A 20,938-nucleotide genomic window follows, 5' to 3' on the forward strand; every position below is an offset into this window, starting at 1 on the left:
GTCGGTCGATTTCGAATGAGGGGCTTGTTAACCTGGCCTGTTGTTCCGATGCCCGGGGAGCAGGCGCGGGGCGGGGCGTGTCGGAGCCAGAGCGACGAGCGGGCGGCCTCGATCGGTCGCCAGCCGGTCACTTCGACTTGATGCGGAACTCCACGCGCCGGTTCATGGCGCGGCAGCCCTCGTCGTTCGTGAAGCAGAGCGGCGCGCCGGCGCCATACCCCGGCGCCGTCATCGGCGTCGCGACGCCGCGCTGGACGAGGTAGCGGACCACGGCGTTCGCGCGGCGCTCGGACAGCTTGATGTTGTGCTCCACGCTGCCCTGGTTGTCCGTGTGCCCCTCGACCGTGAGCGCGGTGATCTCCGGGTGCGTCCGCAGGATGTTCGCCACCGCGTCGAGGACCGAGAACGACTCCGGCCGGATCTCGTCCTTGTCGAGGTCGTAGAAGATGGGCCGGGCGATCTTGATGCGATCCCCCTCGATGACCGCCTCGGCAGGCGCCGCCGGCTGGACGGCCACGGGCGGAGGAGGAGGCGGGGGCGCCGCGCTCGCCGCCACCGACATCTCGGTCTTCGCCGACCCGCACCCCGCCGCAAGGGCGCCCAGGACCACAAGCCAGATCGCTCGGTTCGCTCGCATTTCGCGGCTCTAGCACGGGGAATCGCCCGGAAGAACCGGAAGAAGCGCGCCGACGGCCGCCGACTCCCGCCCGGGCGCGCGCGGCCGGACGACCGGTGAGGCCACGGTGCGCCCGGCGACGCCCCCCCGCGCGGGCGCGCGCGGCCACGCCGGACCTGCGGAATGCGCCGCGGCGATCCGGTATCGTTGCTGCGCGCACGCATGTCCGCCCCCGCGAAGAGCCCGAGCCTGATCGTCGGAATCGACCTCGGCACCACGCACACCGTCGTGGCGTGGGCCGAGCGCGACGCCGGCCCCGGCGCGATCCGCGTCTTCTCGATCCCGCAGCTCGTGACCGCCACCGAGATCGAGGCGCGCCCGCTGCTGCCGTCCCTGCTCTACGCGCCCCTCCCCGGCGAGGCGCCCGCCGATCCGTTCAGCGACGCGCCCTTCGCGATCGGCGAGCACGCGCGCCGGCGCGGCGGCGAGATCCCCGGGCGGCTCGTCGCCTCGGCGAAGAGCTGGCTCTGCCATCCCGCCGTCGACCGCACGGCGCCCATCCTGCCCTGGGGCGCGGCCGAGGAGGCGGCCGCCCTGCCGCGCGTCTCGCCGCTCGACGCGAGCGCGCGGATCCTCGCCCACGTGCGGCGCACCTGGGACGACGCCTTCCCGGAGCGCCCGCTCGCGGCGCAGGAGGTCGTGCTCACCGTCCCGGCCTCGTTCGACGAAGTCGCGCGCGAGCTCACCGTCGAGGCCGCCCGCCGCGCCGGCCTCTCGGCGCGCCTCCTCGAGGAGCCGCAGGCCGCGTTCTACGACTTCATGCGGCTCGCCGGCGCCGAGGGCCTCGACGCCCTGCTCGACCGCTCGGGCGGCGAGGCGATGGTCCTCGTCTGCGACGTCGGCGGCGGCACGACGGATCTGTCGCTCATCCGGGTCGCCCGGGGCGCTGGCGCGGCCAAGGGCCACCCCGAGGTCTCCCGCGTCGCGGTCGGCCACCACCTCTTGCTCGGCGGCGACAACATGGACCTCGCGCTCGCCCACCTCTGCGAGCCGCGCCTCGTGGGCGCAGGGGAGAAGCTCGACCCGGCGCGCTTCGGCCAGCTCGTGCTGGCCTGCCGCGCCGCCAAGGAGCGCCTGCTCGGCGGCGAGGTCTCGTCCGGCGGCGCCGGCGGCGCCGCGCCTTCGCCGCCGGACGACGCGCCGGTCACGGTGCTCTCGCACGGCGCGCGGCTCGTGGGCGGCGCGCTGACGACGCGCCTCGGCCGCGACGAGGTCGAGGGCGTCGTGCTGGACGGCTTCTTCCCGGACGCGCCGCGGGACGCCCGGCCGCAGCGCGGGCGGAGCGGGCTCGTCGCGTTCGGCCTGCCCTACGAGCGCGACGTCGCGATCACCCGGCACGTGGCCTGGTTCTTCGCGCGCCACGCCCCGGAGGCGCGAGGGCCGACCGCGCTGCTCCTGAACGGCGGCGTCTTCCGCGCCCGCCGCGTCGCGGAGCGCCTCGCGCGGGTCGTCGAGCGCTGGGGCGGCCCGCCGCTCGATCTGCTCCCGCACGCCGATCCCGACCTCGCGGTGGCGCGGGGCGCGGTCGCGTATGGCCTCGCCCTCGCGGGCCGCGGCGTGCGCATCGAGGGGGGCGCGGCGCGCGGCTACTACGTCGGCCTCGAGCCGCCCGCCGGCGGGGGGCCGCGGCCAGCGGTCTGCGTCGTGCCGCGCGGCGCGAAGGAGGGCAGCGTCCACGCGGCGGCCGGGCGGACGTTCGCGCTCGTCGTGGGGCGCCCGGTGCGGTTCGACCTGTTCGCGTCGGACGACGCGCGCGTCGATCGCGCGGGCGACCTCGTCCCCCTCGAGGACGACCGGTTCGAGGCGCTGCCGCCGATCGCGGTGGCGTTCGACGCGGGGGATGCGGCGCGCGCCGCGACCGGAAAGCAGGCGGAGGTGCGGGTGCAGATCGAGGGAGAGCTCACCGCGATCGGCACCCTGGATCTCGCCTGCGTCGAGGTGGGCGCCGCGGCGCCGCGCCGCTTCCGGCTGGCGTTCCAGCTGCGCGAGGACGGCCGCGACGCGCGCGCCGCCGAGGCCGAGGGCGGCGCCCCGGCGGAGCGGGCGCTGGCGAGGCCTCACGCCGCGGCGGCGCCGGGCGGCAAGCGCCTCGACGAGGCCCGGGAGGCGATCGAGCGGGTGTTCGGCAAAGGGCGGCCCGACGTGGCGCCGCGGGAGGCGAAGAACCTGGTGCGCGAGCTCGAGCGCGTCCTCGGGGAGCGCGCCACCTGGACGACGGAGACCGCGCGGGCGCTGCTCGACACCCTCGTCCCGAGCGCGCGCTCGCGGCGGCGCTCGGCCGATCACGAGCGCGTGTTCTGGTCGCTCGCCGGCTACTGCCTCCGCCCCGGGTTCGGCGACGCGGGCGACCCGGCGCGCGTCGCCGCGCTCGCGCCGCTCTTCGCCGAGCGGCTGGCGTTCCCGCAGGAGGCGCGCTCCTGGCAGCAGTTCTGGATCGCCTGGCGCCGCATCGCCGCCGGCCTCGACGAGCCACAGCAGGTCGCGATCCGGGATCTGGCCGATCCGTTCCTGGCCCCGGCCGAGCAGCGGCTGAAGAAGCCGAAGGGGGTGAAGCCAGAGGCGCTCGACGATCTGCTCGAGCTCTGCGCGTCGCTCGAGCGCGTGCCCGCCGGCCGGCGGAGCGAGCTCGGCGCGTGGATCCTGGAGCGCACATGGACCGACCGCGACGCGCGGCTCTGGGCGGCGATCGGCCGCCTGGGCGCGCGCGTTCCGGCGTACGCGAGCGTCCACCATGTGGTGTCGCCGGCGGCGGCCGAGCGGTGGATAGACCACCTGCTGCGCGAGAAGTGGCAGGAGCTGCCGTCCGCGGCGCCGGCCGCGGTGCAGCTCGCGCGCAGGACCGGGGACCGGGCGCGCGACGTCTCGGACCGGGTCCGCGGTGAGGTGGAGCGGCGGCTCGTCAAGGTGGACGCCCCCGAGGCCTGGCTCAAGGCGGTGCGCGAGGTGGTGGCCGTCGAGGAGTCCGAGCGCGCGGCGTTCTTTGGCGAGGGGCTGCCCGTGGGGCTGCGGCTTGTGAGCGAGTAGGGAAAGCCCTTCTGCGCGCTTCGAGGCCTACTGGCGGCCTCACTTCCAGAAAGAGCAGGCGCTGTCCATACGCCCGCAAGCCACCTTCGGGCTCAGGCGATCACAGGTCGAGATTCCGTCGCTCGGCGGGTGATCATGGCAGAGATCGCCGCCGCAGCGGTCAGCGGCGAAGTCGGCCCCTGAACTGCACCCCGCTCTACTCGCCGGCAGCCGCCCCGATGCATGCCTCGAGCTCCGGCGTCGCCCGCCAGCCGCATTTGCCCGACGCGCCCCGCTCGCACACGCTGTGCTCCTTGTAACACCCGTACTCCTCGAGCCACTCGCACGTGGTGACGACATCCACACCCTTGTCCGCGCAGATCTGCCCGCTGCAGCCCGTCGCCACGCACGGCGCAGCCTCGCCGCCGCCAAGGCACGCCTCGAGCTCCGGCGTCGCCCGCCAGCCGCACTCGCCCGACGCGCCCCGCTCGCACACGCCGTGCTCCTTGTAACACGCGTATTCCTCACGGTACTCGCAGGTCGTGGCCACATCCTCGTCCGCGCAGACCTGACCGCTGCAGCCGGTCACAACGCACGGGGCAGGCTTGCCGCCGCCAATGCACGCCTCGAGCTCCGGCGTCGCCCGCCAGCCGCACTCGCCCGACGCGCCCCGCTCGCACACGCCGTGCTCCTTGTAACACGCGTATTCATCGCGCCACTCGCAGGTCGTGACCACGTCCTCGTCGGCGTCGGCGCAGACCTGGCCGCTGCAGCCGGTCACCACGCACGACGCAGGCTCGCCGCCGCCAAGGCACGCATCGAGCTCCGGCGTCTCCCGCCAGCCGCACTCGCCCGACGCGCCCCGCTCGCACACGCCGTGCTCCTTGTAACACGCATATTCCTCCCGGTACTCGCAGTCCGTGACCACGTCCTCGTCCGCGCAGACCTGCCCGCTGCAGCCGGTCACCTGGCACGAGGCCGGCTCGCCGCCCGCCACCCCACCTCCCCCAGGGCCAGCCCCCCCGCCCTCGATCGGGCCCTGACAGCCTTTGCCCTTGGCACCGGTGAGCAAAGGTACGAAGAGCATGAGCATCGCAACGACAAGTCGGTGACGTTTGCTGAAAAGATCCATCGTCAAGCCTCCTATCAAGAGATAGACGAACCTGCCATCCGGCAGCCGCGGGCGCGAGGATTCACACCTCGTGCCAAGCACGGCGCCGGCGCCCCCCCCACGCATCCTCGCGCGCAGACGCGATGCCCCCGCGGCGACGAGCAGCTGCCCACAAGCCGCGTGAGCCGCCTCCAGGTCATGAGAGCTCGCCCCGGGATCAGGGCATCGACCATCACCACGGCGCACGCCTTGCGGGCAGGCCCCCTGACCGCCGACAGCCCGCCGGCCGCACACTCTGGCACAGGCCGCGGTAATACCCGCAAATTCCTTGGATTTTTCGTGGGATTCATCATGGCCCATTTTTTGCTTAACTTTTTGCTTAAAGCGCCGAACACGGGACCTGAACAGCGCACGCGCACCGGCGCCGACATGACGCCCTGTGTCTCGTCCTCAACGAGGTGAACAATGACCTTCCTGTCTCGAACTTACGCCGGCTGGCTCGTCCTCGCGACGGCGGCGGTCTCGGCCGGACTCACCGGCTGCGGGAGAGGCTCGACGGGGCCTTCCTCCGAAACCGGCTCGACCGATTTCATCTCTGACAATCCGAGGGCCGGCGGTGGAAGAGATACGGCCAACGATGGAGGCGAGGGCTCGGCGGGCACCGGAGGCGACGGCGACCCGACCGCGCCCCCGGCCGACGGCGACGCCGAGCGCGCGATCACCGAGGCCGACATCATCCAGGTCAAGGACGGCAAGCTCTACGCGCTCTCGCAGTACTCGGGGCTCAGCATCATCGACATCTCCAAGCGCGACCGGCTGAGCCTCCTCGGGCGCTACCGGGCGAGCGGGATCCCCTTTGAGATGTACCTGCGCGACGGCATCGTCTACGCGATGTTCTCGTCGTGGACCCAATACATCTACGACGCGGCCACCGGCGAGTACTCCTATGAGCAATCGAGCCACATCGAGGCGCTCGACGTCTCCGAGCCGGCGGACATCCAGCAGATCGGCTCGTTCGACCTGCCGGGCGCCATCTCCGACTCGCGCATCGTCGGCGACGTGCTCTATACCGTCACGTTCGAGGACGGCGGCTGCTGGGGGTGCAAGGAGTCGCGGAACACCACGATCACCTCCCTGGCCGTCGGCGCCCCCGCCGAGATCGCCGTGGTCGATCAGCTGAGCTACGACGACGACCCCAACGACTACGGGTGGCAGCGCAGCGTGAGCGTCACCCAGGACCGCATGTACATCGCGGGCATCGAGTGGGACGGCACCGACGAGGGGCACTCCACCATCCAGGTCGTCGACATCTCCGATCCCGGCGGCGCGCTCGTCGAGGGCGCGAGCGTCGAGGCCGTCGGCCAGATCCAGAGCCGCTGGCAGATGGACGAACACGAGGGCGTCCTCCGCGTCGTCAGCCAGCCCGGCCTCTGGCGGACCGACGCGCTGCCCGGCGTCCAGACCTTCGCCGTCGCGTCCTCGCAAGAGCTCACGCCCCTCGGCTTCACCGAGCTCACCCTGCCCAGGCCCGAGACGCTGCGCTCCGTGCGCTTCGACGGCGACCGCGCCTACGCGATCACGGCGGAGCAGACCGACCCGCTCTTCACCATCGATCTCAGCGATCCAGAGCACCCCGCCCAGCTCGGCGAGCTCGAGATGCCCGGCTGGGTCTACCACATGGAGCCGCGCGGCGACCGGCTGCTCGCCCTCGGCTTCGACAACGCCGCCACGGGCGGCTCGCTCCACGTCTCGCTCTTCGACGTCTCCGACCTCACGAAGCCCACGATGCTGGAGCGCGTCCATTTCGGCGGCGACTGGGCGAGCTTCGCCGAGGGCCAGGACCAGATCCACAAGGCCTTCACCATCCTCGACGATCTCGTCCTCGTGCCGTACAGCGGCTGGGACATCGACGAGGCCGAGGGCTGCGGCTCGTACGAGAGCGGCGTCCAGCTGATCGACTTCACGGCCGACACGCTCACGAAGCGCGGCTCGGCGCCGGCGCGCGGCCAGGCGCGCCGCGCCTTCGTCCACGACACGCGGCTCTTCGCCGTCTCCGACCAGGAGGTCGGGACGTTCAACATCGATGATCGCGACGCCCCGGTCGAGGCCGCCGACCTGGCCCTGGCGACGGTCGTCAGCAACACGGTCGCCACCGGCGATCTCGTGGTCCGCATGGGCGCGGACTGGTGGACCCAGGCCGCGGAGCTCGAGGTCGTGTACGCCGCGGACCCGGGGCGCGCCGAGCCGATCGGCAAGCTCGACCTCTCGACGCTGGCCTCCGGATCGAAGAGCGACTGCTATGGATCCGGCCTCTCCAGCGCGCAGCTCTTCGCGCACGGGCAATACGCCTACCTGCTCTGGCCCTCGTACACGGACACGACGAAGACGAGCCTCGCCGTCATCGATCTCACGAACCCCGAAGCCCCCCGGATCGCGAGCCAGCGCGATCTGCCGTTCACCAGCAACGCGCTCTACTATAACGGGTACTACGGCAGGATCGTCTCCGCGGGCGCCGCCGTGGTCCAGGCAGGGAGCGCGCTCGTGCTCCGCAACGTCGAGGACCAGTACTACTACTACGAGGACGGCAGCGGCGCCCCGCCGCCGCAGCCCCGCGATCCGTCGCTCGAGATCATCGACCTCTCGAACCCGTCGAGCCCGACGCACCGCTCGCTGCCCCTGCCCGACGCCGCCGGTTACACGGGCCTGCAGCTCGACGGCACCACCGTGCTGACGTCGCACTGGGTGCCGCTGTCGAACGACGCCTCCAGGGCGCGCTTCTACGTCGACCGCATCGACGTGGCCGATCCCTCATCGGCGGTCGTGCGGACGCCGGTCAACGTGCCCGGCTCGCTGCTGGCCTTCGATGGCGCGTCGGACCGCGCGCTCACGGTCGATTACGAGACGGTCGAGCTCGAGGTCGCGGGCTACCGGGAGTGCTACAGCGCGTTCAGCTACTACGCCGAGTTCGTGCCGGCGAACCAGCAGAACTACGATGGGCCCGGCGTCTGCCGCGGGACGCGCCACACCCTCAAGCTGCTCGACGTCGGCAGCGCGAGCGCGCGCCTCCGGGACGAGCACACGCTCGACGACGGCACCCGCCTGGACCAGGTGTTCGTGGGCGATGACCGCGTGTTCATGTACACCTCCGGGTACTACGCCGTGGGCGACGCGGTGGGCGTGGGCGCGTACACGTCCGGGATCCTCGTGGCCAGCGGGCTCACGGAAGGCAGCATCGACGTCGCGACGAAGGAGCTCTCGACCCCCGACGCCGGCTGGCCGCGCGCCGTGGACGGGACGCGCCTCCTCCTCGCCGGCTACAACCCGCCCGGGCTCTCGGTGCTCGACGCGGCCGACCTCGACGAGCTGACGCTCGAAATGAAGGGCGAGCTCTCGTCGTACGTCTCGCAGGTGACGATCTCCGGCGACACCGCGCTCTGCGCGCTCTGGTACCACGGGCTCGAGGTCGTCGACCTCGGCGACTGATCCGCGCGCCGCCGCTTCACCCCGCGCGGCTCGTCACGGGCGGCGCGGCGAAGGCGCCGCCCGGCCGCTACCCTCCCCCGTAGATCTGCCCGATCTTCTGCACCGAATCCCACACGTACGCGCAGCCCGAGCTCAGCAGGAGCCCCGGCAGGATCACCGCCGACCAGGCGAGCGAGAGCCGCGCGCTCGGCGCGGGGCGCTCCGCCTCCACCAGCGCGTCGCGGGCGAGGCGCCGGACCGCGTCGGCACGGGCCGGGTCGAGCGGGGCGACCGGCGGCAGATCGGCGAGGCCCCTCGCCAGAGGATCCTCTCCTGAGAACGGCTTCATCGAGAACCTCCTCGCGTCTGTCCATCCGTCGCGTCCGCGGCGGAGATCGAGGTCGTCGATCCCCGCCGGGGCCGCTCAGCATTTCGCCTTTCGAGGCGAGCCGCAAGCTCGGCGCGGGCGCGCGACAGGCGCTTGCGGGCGGCGTCCTCGCGGATGCCGAGCACCTGGGCGACCTGCGCCGTGTCGAGCCCCTCGACGGCCCCGAGGAGCAACACCTCGCGGTGCACCGCCGCGAGATCGCCGAGCGCCGCCTCCAGCGCCGCCACGTCGGCTCGGGCGTCCGCCGCGCCCTCGGGCTCAGGCGCGGCCGGCGCGGGCTCGCGGGAGAACAGCGCGGCGCGGGCGAGGTCGATCAACGCGGAGCGGCGGTGGCTCCGGTAGCGGTTCCTGGCGATCGTGAACAGCCACGCGGCGAGATCGGTGTCCTCGGCGAGCCGGCCGGCGTGGCGCGCGACGGCGAGCCAGGTGTCCTGGAACAGATCCTCGGCGACGTCGCGCCGGCCGGAGAGGCGCACGAGGAAGCTGAAGATCCGGACGTTATAGCGCGCGTAGAGCGCGTCGAAGGCGCGCGGATCGCGGCGCCTCAGGCGCGCCGCGAGCTCGGCGTCGGACGGAGCTGCTGCGCCCTCCCTCTCCACGCCGGCATAACGCGCGAGGGCCGCGGGCGTGACAAGGAAGTTTTCCGGTCACGGGATCCGCGGCGCCGCGTTGGGGCTCGTGAAGGCCGGCGCACACGGCGGCGGCGACGACACGCGGCAGGCAGAGAAGAGCAGACGAGAGGGAGGCACCGATGTTCGATTTCTTCGTCGAGGGCGGCTGGGGGATGTGGCCGATCCTGGTCTTCGGGATGGTCACGGTCGGCGCGGGGCTGCAGTTCGCCCGGCGGCCGGAGCCCGGGAAGCTCGGGTTCATCGCAGCCATGGGGCTGACGACGCTTGTCGCGACGATCCACGCGACGTGGATCGACCTCGGCGCTGTGTTCAGCTACCTGTCCGACCCGGCGAAGGTGCCTGACGGCGAGCTCGCGCGTGTGCTCGTCGTGGGGCTGAAGGAGAGCACGCGGCCCGGGTCGCTCGGGGGGTTATTGCTCGCCATCGCGTGCCTGCTCTCGGCGGTGGGCGTCCTGCGCGCCGGTCGGGCGCCGGCGGACGGCGGCGCGCGCCGCGGCGAGCCGCGCGACGCGCATTCGTGAGCGCCGGCGGGCTGCGCGGCCGCACGGCCGCGCGGCCGCGAGGACGCACGCTCCCCGGCGGAGGGGGCGGCCGGGAGCGCGGCGGCGGGCCTCGCCCAGCGCCGGCGCTTGGCGCCGGGGCCCGGGTGCGGCACACAAGGTCCATGGGCAGAGCCGAGCTCGCGCAGCTGATCGACCGCGATGGCCTCGACGCCTCGGAGGGCTCGCGAGGCCGCCTCGCGATCGCCGTCCCGGCGGCGTGGGCGCGCGACGGCGCCGACATCGAGATCGCCGTGCCCGCCCGCGTCACCTGCGCCCGCTGCGACGGCGGCGGCTGCGACAGCTGCGCCCGGAGCGGCGCCCACCGCGCCCCAGCGGAGCTCGCCGCGAGGACGCTGCGGCTCCGGCTCCCCCCCGATCTCGGCGGCGGCGTGACGCTCCGCCTCGTGCGCCCGTTCGGCGAGCACGCCCCGCTCGATCAGCTCCTCGTCGAGCTCCGCGAAGACAGCGCGGCGTCGCCGGGCGTGCTCCGCGTCACGCCGCCCCCGTCGGACGCGCTCGCGCGCTCTCCGACGGCGAGCGGCGGGCGCTTCCGTAGGCTCGGCGCCGAGCTCGGCGCGCCGGCCGTCATCGCGACCCTCGCCGCGATCGCGGCGGTCCTGGGGCTCCTGCTCGGCCGCTGAGGGCGCAGGGAGGCGGCGCGCTCCGCCCTCGGTCGACGCGGGCGAGGCGGGCTCGGGGGCCTCGCTGCCGTGCTTTGCTCATGCTAGCGAGAGGCCCGCGGACGCGCGCGGGAGCCAACCGCACCGCCACCGCCGCGCAGGGAGAGCAAGCACATGAGCCTCAGCGAGCCCATGCGGGCCAGGATCGCCACCATCATCCGCGAGAGCGATGTCGTCCTGTTCATGAAGGGCACGCGCACCATGCCGCAGTGCGGGTTCTCCGCCACGGTGGTGACCATCCTCGACGAGCACCTCCCCGAGTACCAGACGGTGGACGTACTCTCGGATCCCGCGCTGCGCGACGGCATCAAGGAGTTCTCGAGCTGGCCCACGATCCCGCAGCTCTACGTCCGCGGCGAGTTCATCGGCGGCTGCGACATCGTGAAGGAGCTGCACGCGACCGGGGAGCTCGTGAAGGCGCTCGGGCTCGCGCAGGGCGAGGCGCAGGCGCCGCCCACGCTCCGCGTGACCGCGGCGGCGCTCGCGGCGTTCGCGGCCGCGAGGGAGTCCGAGGCCGACTTCGTCCACATCGAGATCGACCCGTCCTACAACTACGGCCTTTACTTCGGCCCGCGGCAGGCAGGCGACGTCGAGGCCCAGGCGGGCGGGGCGGTGTTCCTGCTCGACCGCGCGAGCGCGCGGCGCGCCGAGGGGCTGTCGATCGACTTCGTCGAGGGCCCCTCCGGCGGCGGCTTCAAGCTGGAGAGCCCGAACGAGCCGCCGAAGGTCAAGCAGATCTCGTCGACCGCGCTCAAGGCCCTCCTGAGCAGCGGCGAGGCGATCGAGCTGTTCGACGTCCGGACCGAGCAGGAGCGCAAGATCGCCACGATCGAGGGGGCCCGTCACCTCGATCAGGCAGGGCAGCGGTACCTGGAGACGCTCGCGAAGGACGCGCGGATCGTCTTCCACTGCCACCACGGCGGCCGCAGCCAGGCGGCCGCCGAGCACTACCTCACGAAGGGCTACAGGAACCTGTACAACCTCCAGGGCGGAATCGATGCGTGGTCGCAAGATGTCGACCCCTCGGTGCCGCGGTACTGAGCGCCTCGGCCAGAGGCACACCCACGACGAGAGAGGCGCGGGCATCGCGTCTCGATAGAATTTTTCAATCACCGCGGCCGACATCCGAGAGCCTTCAGGGCCGGCGTGGGATCATGTATGCGTAAGGTGTGGGTGCCGACGATCAGTCGACGATCAGGGCGTCCGACACCGCGCCGGCGTCGCCGGAGGGGGCGACGCCTGGCCTGGTGGTCATCTTCGCCCGCGGCCAGCCTGCCTGCGCGCCGATCCCGCTCGAGGGCGGCGCGGTCGTGCTGGGCCGCGCAGCGGCGGACGACACGGTGGTGGTCGAGGACGAGCAGGTGTCGCGCCGGCACGCCCGCGTCGCGCTGTCGGGCGCGGGTCTCCGGATCACCGATCTCGGCAGCAGGAACGGCACCTTCGTCGATGGAGCGCAGGTCGAGGATCAGGTCTTCTCGTCGCCCCCGCGCGTGATCCGGCTCGGGAGCACGCTGCTGCGCTTCACCGCGGACATCGAGCCGTTCCAGCGCGGCGGGGTCCTGGAGCACGAGGACGGGCTGGTCGGCCCCACGCTCAGGCAGGTCCGCGAGGCGATCCACCGCGCGGGGATGCGCGGGGATACCTTGCTGCTCACCGGGCCGAGCGGCTCGGGCAAGGAGCTCGCGGCGCGCGCCTACCACGCGGCGACGGGGCGGGGCGGCCCCTTCGTCGCCGTGAACTGCGCCGCGATCCCGGAGGGCCTCGCGGAGCGGCTGTTCTTCGGGGCGCGGCGCGGCGCCTACTCGGACGCGACCGCCGACGCCGACGGCTATGTCCAGGCGGCTCACGGCGGCACGCTGTTCCTCGACGAGATCGCGGAGCTCGATCCGGCGGTTCAGCCGAAGCTGCTCCGCGTCCTCGAGACCCGGGAGGTGGTCGCGCTCGGCGACACGCGCCCGCGCAAGGTGGAGTTCCGCCTGTGCGCGGCCACGTTGAAGGATCTCCAGGCCGAGGTCGCGGCGCGCCGGTTCCGGGACGACCTCTACTACCGGATCGGCCGGCCCGAGGTGCGGATCCCGTCGCTGACGGAGCGGCTCGAGGAGCTCCCCTGGCTGGTGGCGGCGGAGCTCAGGCGCACCGGCGCGCGGCTCGCGCCGGGGGCCAGCTTCCTGGAGTGCTGCGCGCTGCGCGCGTGGCCGGGCAACGTGCGGGAGCTGCTCTGCGAGGTGAGGCAGGCGGGCCTCGCGGCGCTCGCGGCCGGGCGCACCGCCGTGGAGGTGGCGGATCTCGCGCCGTCCGCGGGCCTCGACATCACGGAGGTCGCGAGGCGCACGCCGGCGCCGCCGGAGATGCGGCGGCTCGCCATCGAGACGGCGCTGCGGCGCGAGCAGGGGAACGTCACGCGGGCGGCGCGCTCGCTCGGGATGCACAGGAACCAGCTGCGCCGGTGGCTCGCCCGGCATGGCGTCGACTCGGCGGCGTTCGCCGGCGCGGGCAAGCGCAAGGGCGGCGCCTCCCTCCCCTCCGCCAAGGACGGCGAGCGCCACGAGCCCTCGTGACCGGCGGCGGATGAGCGGTTGAATCCGGCGGTCGACACCCCAGGAAGGCGGACAGGGGGTCTTCATGAGCTCAGAGATCAGGACCACGGATCTATGCGACGAGCACCCGGACGTCCTCGTCGCCGATCCGATCTTCCGGGATTACGGCGGAGCGCGGCTGTTCCACGGGCGCATCACGACGGTGAAGGTCCATGAGGACAACGTGCTCGTCCGCAAGGCGCTCGAAGAGCCCGGCCAGGGGCGGGTGCTTGTCGTGGACGGAGGCGGCTCCCTCCGCTGCGCGCTCCTCGGAGACAACATCGCCGCCATGGCCCACAAGAACGGCTGGGCCGGTGTGATCGTTCATGGGTGCATCCGCGACGCGGAGGCGATCGGCCAGATCCCGATCGGCGTGAAGGCCCTCGCGACCCACCCGAGGAAGAGCGCCAAGAAGGGCGCGGGGGACCGCGACATCGCCGTGACGTTCGCCGGGGTCACGTGGGTTCCTGGCGAGCTCGTCTATGCCGATCATGACGGCATCGTTTGCGCGCAGGCGCAACTCGCCTGAGGGCCCGCGCGCGCGCGTCCGGGGTGCGGCAAAACGCACGTCCCTGGGCGCTTTTGCCACACCTCGAGAGGAGGGCGCGCGGCGGCTGCGCCCGGTAATGGATGGGCTCGTATCCGGTCAGGACGCGTGAACGTCGCGCGCCGCGTCGAAGCGCGCCAACTGGCGCGGCCAATGCATCATGAGCAGGGAAGGAGCGATCAACACTCGTAGAATCGGGAGGACAAGAATGGGCAACATCACATCGGACCTGAAGAGCGATCTGAACAAGAGCCTGGAGTCGCTCCAGACCCTGCGCGACGAGATCCGCGTCAGGCTCCACCTTGCCGGCATGGACGCGAAGGACGCGTGGGACAAGCTGGAGCCCAAGCTCCTCGACGCCGAGAAGCTGGCCGACGACGTCTCCGAGGCCTCGCGGCACGCGCTGCGCGAGATCGTGGAGAAGGTGAAGGAGTTCCGCTCGTCGCTCCCCTCCTGATCGCCGGGTCACCGCGGCGGAATCGCGACGGAATCGCGACGGAATCGCGACGAGATCGAGGTGGGGGCGCGACGCCGGGTCAGCCCCGCAGCGCGGCCGCCACGACGCGCGCGACGCTCCCCCACCCTGGATCCGCCGCGCAGGCCGCGAGCCTCTCCCCGACGACGTGGGAGCGCCGGTGATCGCAGAAGCCGGGCGGCCGCGGGAAGGCGGTGAGCGGCGCGCGCAGGAGGGTCTTCTCGACCTGCGCGAGCATCGCCGTGTTGTGTACGAAGCCGAGCCCGCTCCGGATGTCGGCGAGCGTCGAGCCCGGGTGGCCCCCCCAGGGCGGGACGACGGCCGCGTGCGCGGCGGCGGGCGCCTGGTTCACCGCGATCACGCCGTACCGGAGATCGAGCAGCGCGCGGTCGAGCGCGGCCCCGACGGCGGGGTCCTCCTCGCTCATCGGGTGCACGACGATCGTCGCGCCGAGGCTGCCCCGGAGCCGATCGTTGCAGAAGCGGGTCGCCTCCTCCAGGAATTCCGCCGGATCGCTTGAACCGACCTCGACGACGGAGAGCACGCCGCCGAGCGGCTCGGTCGAGAACAGCGGCTCGGCGGCGTCCGACGCGGCGAGCCCGGCGATCAGCGTCCAGGGGAGCTCGCCCGGCCCTGGCGCGCCGATGCGCGCGACCCCGCACGGCAGCGGCACGTCGGCGGAGGCCTCGAGGCGCTCGGGCTCGATCGGCGCGCGCCCGGCCGTGAGCGCGGCGTACCGCGCCTCGGCCTCCGGGTGGGCGGCGCGCCGCGGCGGCACGGCGGCGAGCGCGCGGCGCAGCATCCGGAAGAGCAGCGGCCGCTGCGTGAAGCCCCTGGGCAGCACGAGGACGCTCGCGGCGTGGCTGCCGTGCGACGCGCCGCTCACGACCTGGCTCGCGAGGCACCTCGCCTGGAACCAGAGCTCGTCGCCGCCGTAGAGCCACGGCATCACGAGGACCGGGCTGGCGCCGCCGAGCGTGGAGGAGATGGGCTTGTCCAGCAGCCGCTCTCCCGAGGCCCGCCGGCGCGCCTGCGTCAGGCCCGGAGGCCCCCAGACGAGCGCGTCGTGCGCGCCCGCCGGGCCGGTGACGTGGACCTCCGAGACGGCGGGATGGGCCGCGAGGTAGGCGCCCGACGCGGCGCCGCCGTAGACGAAGCGGAGGAGCCCGCGCGCGACGAGCGGCGCGAGGGCGCGCTCGACCAGCGCGCCGAGGGGCGCGCTCCGCGGGCTCATCGCGAGCGCGACGACGCGCCCCTCGACGAAGAGCTTGTGCAGCGCTTCCCGGAGGGGGACGCCGGCGACGTCGCCCGCGCCGAGCACCAGCGCGACGCCCCCTTCGGGGTCGCGCTGCTGGTAGAAGCGCGCCTGCTCTTCCCGGACGCTCTCGCGCGTCGCCCCGGGCTGCATCAGCACGCGCGCGCGGAGGGGCCCGTGCAGGGCGGTGTCCTTCAGGCGCGTCGGGAACACCTCCACCTCGATCCGGCCGTCTGCGCGGGCGCGCACCGCCCCGCGGCCGAGCCGGGGCCGCCCGCGCGCGGCGATGTCCTCGAGCGCCTCGGCCAGGCGGCGCACCTGCGAGAGCGTGACGCAAGGCCCCGCGAGCCACGCCTCGCCGCTCGCCGCCGAGCCGGGATCGAGCCCCCGGTCGGCGCACGACGCCTCGACCTCGGCGCGCGCGGCGGCGAGCAGGCCCGGGAGCGACGAGCGGAGCAGGGAGGCCTTCTCGAGGGCCGGCATGCGAGCGAACCCGAGCGCGGCGTCGCCCAGCTCGGACAGCGCACGATCGAGCTCGGCCGGGGGTGTCTCGGCGCCGCGCGGAGCGCGCGGCGTAGAGATCGCCGGCACGGCCGCGGCGCCGCTCGTGGCGGCGCTTCCGGGCGCGAGTTCTGTGACGGCGACGACTTCGGGGACTGGCGGCATCGGGACGGAGATTACAGGCTGGAGATCGCGCGCGCGAGCGCGGCGACGGTTCGCGGCGCGCGTGTAGCCGGCGTGCTCGGGATTCGGTACAGTCCACCGCCATGGATTGCGCTTTCACCACGGGTCTGGGCCCCGCGCGCGCGCCCTCCTCCAGGGCAGCTCTCCGCCCGGCGGCTTGCGGCCTCCTTCTCGGCCTCGGCGCGCTCCTCCTCGCGCCAGCGGCGACAGCGCAACAGAGCGCTCAGCCGCTCCCGCAGGGCCAGGCGCAGCCCGGCGGAGCTGCCCAGGCGCCGTCCGGGTATCCCCAGCAGCAGGGGTATCCTCAGCAAGGTTACCCGCAGCAGCAGGGATATCCTCAGCAGCAAGGTTACCCGCAGCAGCAGGGGTATCCTCAGCAGCAGGGGTATCCTCAGCAACAGGGATATCCTCAGCAACAGGGATATCCTCAGCAAGGCTACCATCAGCAGCAGGGGTACCCTCAGCAAGGTTACCCGCAGCAGCAGGGGTATCCTCAGCAAGGTTACCCGCAGCAGCAGGGATATCCTCAGCAGCAAGGCTACCCTCAGCAACAAGGATATCCTCAGCAAGGTTACCCTCAGCAGGGATACCCTCAGCAAGGCTATCCCCAACAGCCGCCCGGCTATGGTCCGGGCTACACCTTGCCGGCCGGGCCCCCGCCGCCCCCGAAGCCCCCCGAGTCCACCTGCTGCCGCTGGTCGGTCCGCTACAACGCCCTGGATCTCCTGTTCGGAAAGATGACCTTCGAGGGCGAGGTCGCCGTCATCGGGCCGCTCACCCTCGGGATCGCGCCGTCGTGGATCTGGGGCTCGCTCGAGGACGCGTCGCTCGACACGACCGGCTACGCGCTCGCGGCCGACATCGGTGTCTACGTCGAAGGCAAGGCGCTGCGGGGCTTCTGGGTGAAAGGACGCCTCGGCTACGAGTCGTTCGAGGCGGTCATCACCCCTCCAGGGCGGCTCGAGGGCCGCGGCGACGTGAGCAGCGTCGTCCTCGGCGGCATGGTGGGGAGCACCAACGTGCTCAGCCGAGACGGCGGATTCGCCATGTCGGGAGGCTTCGGGATCGGCGTGGCGCTCGCCGATCCCGTGACGATCACCGCGGGCCCCTACCAGTATTCCTTCTACGAGAAGGCGGGGAAGATCAAGCTCATGGGGTCGCTCTCGCTCGGCGTCGTCTTCTGATCGACGCCCTCGCCTCGTAGTCGCCAAATCCGCGCGCGACGCCGGCCCGGCGGGTGAGCGCGGCGCCCGCGCGGGACGGCCGGCGTCCCTGGAACTTGGCCCCGCGCGCGGCGACGTGGGACTCCTGCACCATGCCCTCTCGCATCGCCCGCCGCCCCGGGCCGGCGCTGCTGCTCCCGTTCCTGGCGGCGCTCCTGTCGATCGCGTTCGCCCTCCCCGCGCGCGCGTGGGTCGAGGTGCACATCGCCGGAGACGACGTGCGCCTGTCGATCGACCGGGCCGGCGCCGCCACGGTCGAGCACAAGGTCACGCTGAAGATCTCGGGCGGGCCGCTCCGCGGGCTCGACATCCAGGGCGTCGACCCGGACGCCCAGCTCGATCCGGGCAGCTACGCCGTGCCCTTCAAGGCCGCGGAGGCGGGCTCGCTCGCGTCCGCGACGCCGGTCGCGATCGAGCTCCTGCCCCCCGACCTCCGGCCGCGCGAGGACGGCACGCGCCGCCCGGCGGCGATGCGGGCCCGCTTCGACGGCAAGGGGCTGAGCCGCGGGGTGTTCGTGCTCTTCTTCCGCTACCGCACGGACCTCATGAAGCGCGGGCTCATCCAGCAGGACGGCCCGAGCTCCCGCGTCTCCTGGAGCGGCCCCATCTGGGACGACGGCTACGACTCGGCGCGGCTCACCGTCGCGCTCCCGGCCGCGCCCGACGAGCCGCGCGTCGACGAGGCGCGCGCCGGCGAGGCGGGCGAGGCGCCGTCCGCCGACGCGCTCCCGGCGCCCACGACGCTCTCCACGCTCCGCCGCGCGCTCGACAAGGACGAGCTGGAGCTGCTCCGCCCCTACGCCCCCAAGGCCGAGCCGATCCGGTGGGCGATCCGCGCCGACGCGCGCGCCTTCCAGCCCGAGCCCGCTGCGGCGAAGCCCGGGGCCGACACGCTCGGCCGCATCTCGGACGCCGCGGCCGGCAGCCCCGATCGCAGCCGCACCCTCTACGTGGCCGCGGGCGTGGTCCTCTTCGCGTTCTACAGCGCCCTCGTCGCGCTCAAGGCGCGCGAGCACGAGCGCCTCGCGCGCGCCGCGGGCGCCCTGCCGCGGCCCCTCGTCCCGATCCCGCTCGCGCCGCGCGCCGCGCTCGCGGGGCTCGCGCTCGTCGCCGGCGTCGCCCTGGAGCTCCTGCTCAGGGACGGCACGCCGGGCGCCGCGCTCGTGGCCGCGGCGACCGCGCTCGCGGCGCACCGCACGCCCCGCCCGGAGCGCGCCGCCGCGACCTTGCGGCGCCCTGGCAAGTGGCTCCCCATCGCGGAGGCCGAGGCGTTCCGCGAGCCGCCGCGGGCGCGCGGCGTCTACCTCGACGTCTCGACGCGCGCCGGCAAGGCGCTGCTCGTCGCGCTGCTCGCCGGGCTCGGCGCGGGCGTCCACGCCGTGGCGGCCGCCTCGCCGTACCACGCCCACCTGCTGGCGCTCGACGCGACGGCGCTGCTCGCCATCTTCTGCACCGGCCGGCTCGCCGAGCTCCCCGCCGATCCGGCGGCGCGGCCGGTCGCGTTCCTGCGCGACGTCGCGCGGCGCGTGCGGCGCCTGCGGAAGGCGCCCGCCGGCGCCGCGCCTGGGGCGCAGGAGCTCCGCGTCGTCGGCCGCCTCCGCATCCCGGACGGCAGCCCCGACGCCGACGAGCTCCGGCTCGGCCTCTCGCCGCGCGCGGCGCTCCCCGGCTTCGTCGGGATCGAGGTCGGCGTCGTCTACGCGCCCGGCGCCGGCGGCGCCATCGGGCTGCCCGAGGTCCTTTTGCGCGTCGCCCCCGGCTCGCCGTGCGAGCGCGCCGTCGAGGGGCTCGCGAAGAGCGGCCGTTCCTCGCGCGGCCGGCGCCCCGGCGAGCGCGTGCTCGCGTTCACGCCGCGCCTGCCCACCGCAAGGATGACCGCGGCCATCGCCGCCGCGCTGGTCCGCGCCGTGTCCACCCCGCCCGCGGGCGCCACGCCGACGAAGCCGTCCGGCGCGACCCGCGCGCCGCGCCCCCGCAAGAAGGCGGTCTCCGCCGCGGCGTAGCGCCGGGTCAGCCCCGTCCCGACACGCGTTGGCGACCCGCGAGCCCCTCGTCAGCGTTCGTGAGCCTTCGTAAGCATTCGTAGACAGCGCGCGAACATCTCGATATATGGCCGCGCGATGAGCTTCGGAGTTGCGAGCTCGAGCTTTCTTACGCGGTTCCAGCCCATGCGCACGCCGCTGCTCGTCAGCGAGCGGATCTACGCTGCTGCCGGGGGCTTGCTCGGGCTGCTGGCCACCGGGTTCGTGATGCACGCTTGCCTTGGCCCCACCGCGCACGCGCCGCTCCTGATAGCGCCGATCGGCGCTTCGACCGTGCTCGTGTTCGGGGTCCCCGCGAGCCCGCTCGCCCAGCCCTGGTCCGTGCTCGGCGGCAACGTGCTGGCGGCCGTCATCGGCGTCACGGCGGCTCGCGTCATCCCCGATCCGCTGTGCGCCGGCGCCGTCGCGGTCGCGGTCACCATCGCCGTCACGAGCCTGCTCCGGTGCTTGCACCCGCCCGCGGGCGCGGTGGCGCTCACGGCGGTCATCGGCGGCCCCGCCGTGACGGGCCTGGGCTATCACTTCGCGCTCATGCCGGTCGCCATCAACTCCCTGCTGCTCGTGGCAGCGGGGCTCGTGTTCAACAACCTGGTGCGCCGCAGCTACCCGCACGTCGTGACCTTGCCTGTCTCGCCCCACGGCACCGCCGACGCCCCGCCCGAGCTCCGTGTCGGCTTTTCGCCGAGCGACATCGACGCCGCCCTCGAGCGCCTCGGAACGCCGCTCGACGTCGAGCGCGACGATCTGATCGCCCTCGTCCGGCACGTCGAAGAGGAGGCGCACCGGCGCCTGCGCGGGGGCGTCACCTGCGGCGAGATCATGTCGCGCGACCTGGTGACGATTCACCCCGACGAGCCGAGCACGCTCGCGCTCCGCCGCCTCCGCGAGCGCGCCCTGCGCGTCTTGCCGGTGGTCGACGAGCGAGGCGTCGTGCACGGCGCGATCGACGTCTCGATCGCGTCCGCGATGCCCGAGGCCACCGTGCGCGACCTGCCGTCCATCTACTTCGAGACCGCCGGCGAGGACACGCCGATCAACGAGCTCTTCCAGCTCCTCTCCCGCGGGCGCGTGCACGAAGCGCTGATCGTCGACGCCAGGATGCGCCTGCGCGGAATCGTGACCCAAACCGATCTCCTGGCCGTGATCGGCCGCGCGCAGCTCGCCAAGGGCTCGGCGCTGGTCGGGTAGTGCGCCCAGGGCAGTACGCCCCTATGCGACACAGGCGCGCATCGCCACAGCACACCATCCATGCACACGCCTTCACGCGCAGGAACACCCTGCTACGCCGGCAAGACGACAAAACCACAAAACCACAAATCGCCGGCTGCTCCACTCGAGCGTATAGCGAGTCATGATCGAAGCATGATAGTCTCGAGACAATCGTCTTTGTCTCCAGCGCCATCGCTGAAACGGATCGAATCGTGCATGGGTCGGCGCTCTCGCGGCCTTTTCAGCGAGGACTGAGCGGCCAATCGACGCTCGCGACCCCATCGTCGGCCTTGGTCACCTCGGAGTTTGGTCACACGGCACATTTGCACATCTGCACGTTTACACGTTTGCACGTGTCGCACCTGTCGAGCCGGCTCTGAAGGCGCTCTGGCGCCCATCACGCTTGTTGAGGTCATCCGTCCTCGAACAGGCC

At 73.2% G+C, this 20,938-nt stretch carries 17 protein-coding genes; 11 read left to right on the forward strand and 6 right to left on the reverse strand.

All coding sequences use genetic code 11. The annotated features are described in order from the left end of the window. Nucleotides 1-127 precede the first annotated feature (127 nt). Nucleotides 128-637: an OmpA family protein gene (locus WMF22_RS34880; protein ID WP_080599074.1), complete on the reverse strand. Its 510-nt coding sequence runs from the start codon at nt 635-637 to the stop codon at nt 128-130. Nucleotides 638-838: 201 nt separating this feature from the next. On the opposite strand from WMF22_RS34880, the gene WMF22_RS34885 reads away from it, so the two are divergent. Further along, complete coding sequence (locus WMF22_RS34885; protein ID WP_438032576.1) at nt 839-3,700, forward strand: Hsp70 family protein; 2,862 nt, start codon at nt 839-841, stop codon at nt 3,698-3,700. A 196-nt stretch (nt 3,701-3,896) separates the two neighbouring features. On the opposite strand, the gene WMF22_RS34890 is transcribed toward WMF22_RS34885, so the two are convergent. Beyond that, a complete protein-coding gene (locus WMF22_RS34890) occupies nt 3,897-4,766 on the reverse strand; it encodes a hypothetical protein (RefSeq protein WP_438032577.1) in 870 nt (289 codons plus the stop codon). 489 nt (nt 4,767-5,255) lie between these two features. On the opposite strand from WMF22_RS34890, the gene WMF22_RS34895 reads away from it, so the two are divergent. Then, a complete protein-coding gene (locus WMF22_RS34895) occupies nt 5,256-8,273 on the forward strand; it encodes a beta-propeller domain-containing protein (protein ID WP_438032578.1) in 3,018 nt (1,005 codons plus the stop codon). A 67-nt stretch (nt 8,274-8,340) separates the two neighbouring features. On the opposite strand, the gene WMF22_RS34900 is transcribed toward WMF22_RS34895, so the two are convergent. Further along, nucleotides 8,341-8,601, reverse strand: coding sequence for a hypothetical protein (locus tag WMF22_RS34900; protein WP_437294292.1), 261 nt, complete (start codon nt 8,599-8,601; stop codon nt 8,341-8,343). Then, nucleotides 8,598-9,239, reverse strand: coding sequence for an RNA polymerase sigma factor (locus WMF22_RS34905; protein WP_437294293.1), 642 nt, complete (start codon nt 9,237-9,239; stop codon nt 8,598-8,600). Before WMF22_RS34905 ends, WMF22_RS34900 begins: the two co-directional genes overlap by 4 nt. A 152-nt stretch (nt 9,240-9,391) precedes the next feature. Here WMF22_RS34905 and WMF22_RS34910 point away from each other — a divergent pair, with 152 nt between their 5' ends. The 6 genes from WMF22_RS34910 (at nt 9,392) to WMF22_RS34935 (ending at nt 14,074) form a co-directional block, all read left to right on the forward strand. Beyond that, nucleotides 9,392-9,793: a hypothetical protein gene (locus WMF22_RS34910; protein WP_272095406.1), complete on the forward strand. Its 402-nt coding sequence runs from the start codon at nt 9,392-9,394 to the stop codon at nt 9,791-9,793. Nucleotides 9,794-9,936: 143 nt separating this feature from the next. Next, nucleotides 9,937-10,455, forward strand: coding sequence for a hypothetical protein (locus WMF22_RS34915; RefSeq protein ID WP_437294294.1), 519 nt, complete (start codon nt 9,937-9,939; stop codon nt 10,453-10,455). A 153-nt stretch (nt 10,456-10,608) separates the two neighbouring features. Beyond that, a complete protein-coding gene (gene grxD / locus WMF22_RS34920; RefSeq protein WP_437294295.1) occupies nt 10,609-11,535 on the forward strand; it encodes a Grx4 family monothiol glutaredoxin in 927 nt (308 codons plus the stop codon). A 128-nt stretch (nt 11,536-11,663) separates the two neighbouring features. Next, nucleotides 11,664-13,052 carry a sigma 54-interacting transcriptional regulator gene (locus WMF22_RS34925; protein ID WP_438032579.1) on the forward strand — a complete coding sequence of 463 codons (1,389 nt, stop codon included), beginning with the start codon at nt 11,664-11,666 and terminating at the stop codon, nt 13,050-13,052. A gap of 64 nt (nt 13,053-13,116) precedes the next feature. Continuing rightward, nucleotides 13,117-13,599 (forward strand): ribonuclease E activity regulator RraA, encoded by a 483-nt coding sequence (rraA, locus tag WMF22_RS34930; RefSeq protein ID WP_012239091.1) that lies wholly within the window; start codon nt 13,117-13,119, stop codon nt 13,597-13,599. Between the two features lie 226 nt (nt 13,600-13,825). After that, nucleotides 13,826-14,074: a hypothetical protein gene (locus WMF22_RS34935; RefSeq protein ID WP_012239092.1), complete on the forward strand. Its 249-nt coding sequence runs from the start codon at nt 13,826-13,828 to the stop codon at nt 14,072-14,074. A 79-nt stretch (nt 14,075-14,153) separates the two neighbouring features. Here the strand turns inward: WMF22_RS34935 and WMF22_RS34940 are convergent, their stop codons facing one another. Then, a complete protein-coding gene (locus WMF22_RS34940) occupies nt 14,154-15,938 on the reverse strand; it encodes a hypothetical protein (RefSeq protein ID WP_438032580.1) in 1,785 nt (594 codons plus the stop codon). An 86-nt stretch (nt 15,939-16,024) separates the two neighbouring features. Continuing rightward, nucleotides 16,025-16,642 carry a hypothetical protein gene (locus WMF22_RS34945; protein WP_438032581.1) on the reverse strand — a complete coding sequence of 206 codons (618 nt, stop codon included), beginning with the start codon at nt 16,640-16,642 and terminating at the stop codon, nt 16,025-16,027. A 30-nt stretch (nt 16,643-16,672) separates the two neighbouring features. Here WMF22_RS34945 and WMF22_RS34950 point away from each other — a divergent pair, with 30 nt between their 5' ends. The 3 genes from WMF22_RS34950 (at nt 16,673) to WMF22_RS34960 (ending at nt 20,484) form a co-directional block, all read left to right on the forward strand. Continuing rightward, nucleotides 16,673-17,215 carry a hypothetical protein gene (locus WMF22_RS34950; protein ID WP_437294299.1) on the forward strand — a complete coding sequence of 181 codons (543 nt, stop codon included), beginning with the start codon at nt 16,673-16,675 and terminating at the stop codon, nt 17,213-17,215. Between the two features lie 131 nt (nt 17,216-17,346). Then, a complete protein-coding gene (locus WMF22_RS34955; RefSeq protein WP_437294300.1) occupies nt 17,347-19,257 on the forward strand; it encodes a hypothetical protein in 1,911 nt (636 codons plus the stop codon). 117 nt (nt 19,258-19,374) lie between these two features. Further along, entirely contained in the window at nt 19,375-20,484 is a 1,110-nt protein-coding gene (locus tag WMF22_RS34960; protein ID WP_438032582.1) for an HPP family protein, read from the forward strand. Nucleotides 20,485-20,938: the final 454 nt, after the last annotated feature.

This window comes from Sorangium sp. So ce204 (assembly GCF_051526795.1).
In the GTDB taxonomy this organism is placed as follows: domain Bacteria; phylum Myxococcota_A; class Polyangia; order Polyangiales; family Polyangiaceae; genus Sorangium; species Sorangium cellulosum_B.

Coding starts and splice junctions, on each gene's coding strand:
- WMF22_RS34880 (WP_080599074.1), bottom strand. CDS start 637: ATGCGAGCGAACCGAGCGATCTGGCTTGTGGTCCTGGGCGCCCTTGCG.
- WMF22_RS34885 (WP_438032576.1), top strand. CDS start 839: ATGTCCGCCCCCGCGAAGAGCCCGAGCCTGATCGTCGGAATCGACCTC.
- WMF22_RS34890 (WP_438032577.1), bottom strand. CDS start 4,766: ATGCTCTTCGTACCTTTGCTCACCGGTGCCAAGGGCAAAGGCTGTCAG.
- WMF22_RS34895 (WP_438032578.1), top strand. CDS start 5,256: ATGACCTTCCTGTCTCGAACTTACGCCGGCTGGCTCGTCCTCGCGACG.
- WMF22_RS34900 (WP_437294292.1), bottom strand. CDS start 8,601: ATGAAGCCGTTCTCAGGAGAGGATCCTCTGGCGAGGGGCCTCGCCGAT.
- WMF22_RS34910 (WP_272095406.1), top strand. CDS start 9,392: ATGTTCGATTTCTTCGTCGAGGGCGGCTGGGGGATGTGGCCGATCCTG.
- WMF22_RS34915 (WP_437294294.1), top strand. CDS start 9,937: ATGGGCAGAGCCGAGCTCGCGCAGCTGATCGACCGCGATGGCCTCGAC.
- grxD (WP_437294295.1), top strand. CDS start 10,609: ATGAGCCTCAGCGAGCCCATGCGGGCCAGGATCGCCACCATCATCCGC.
- rraA (WP_012239091.1), top strand. CDS start 13,117: ATGAGCTCAGAGATCAGGACCACGGATCTATGCGACGAGCACCCGGAC.
- WMF22_RS34935 (WP_012239092.1), top strand. CDS start 13,826: ATGGGCAACATCACATCGGACCTGAAGAGCGATCTGAACAAGAGCCTG.
- WMF22_RS34955 (WP_437294300.1), top strand. CDS start 17,347: ATGCCCTCTCGCATCGCCCGCCGCCCCGGGCCGGCGCTGCTGCTCCCG.
- WMF22_RS34960 (WP_438032582.1), top strand. CDS start 19,375: ATGAGCTTCGGAGTTGCGAGCTCGAGCTTTCTTACGCGGTTCCAGCCC.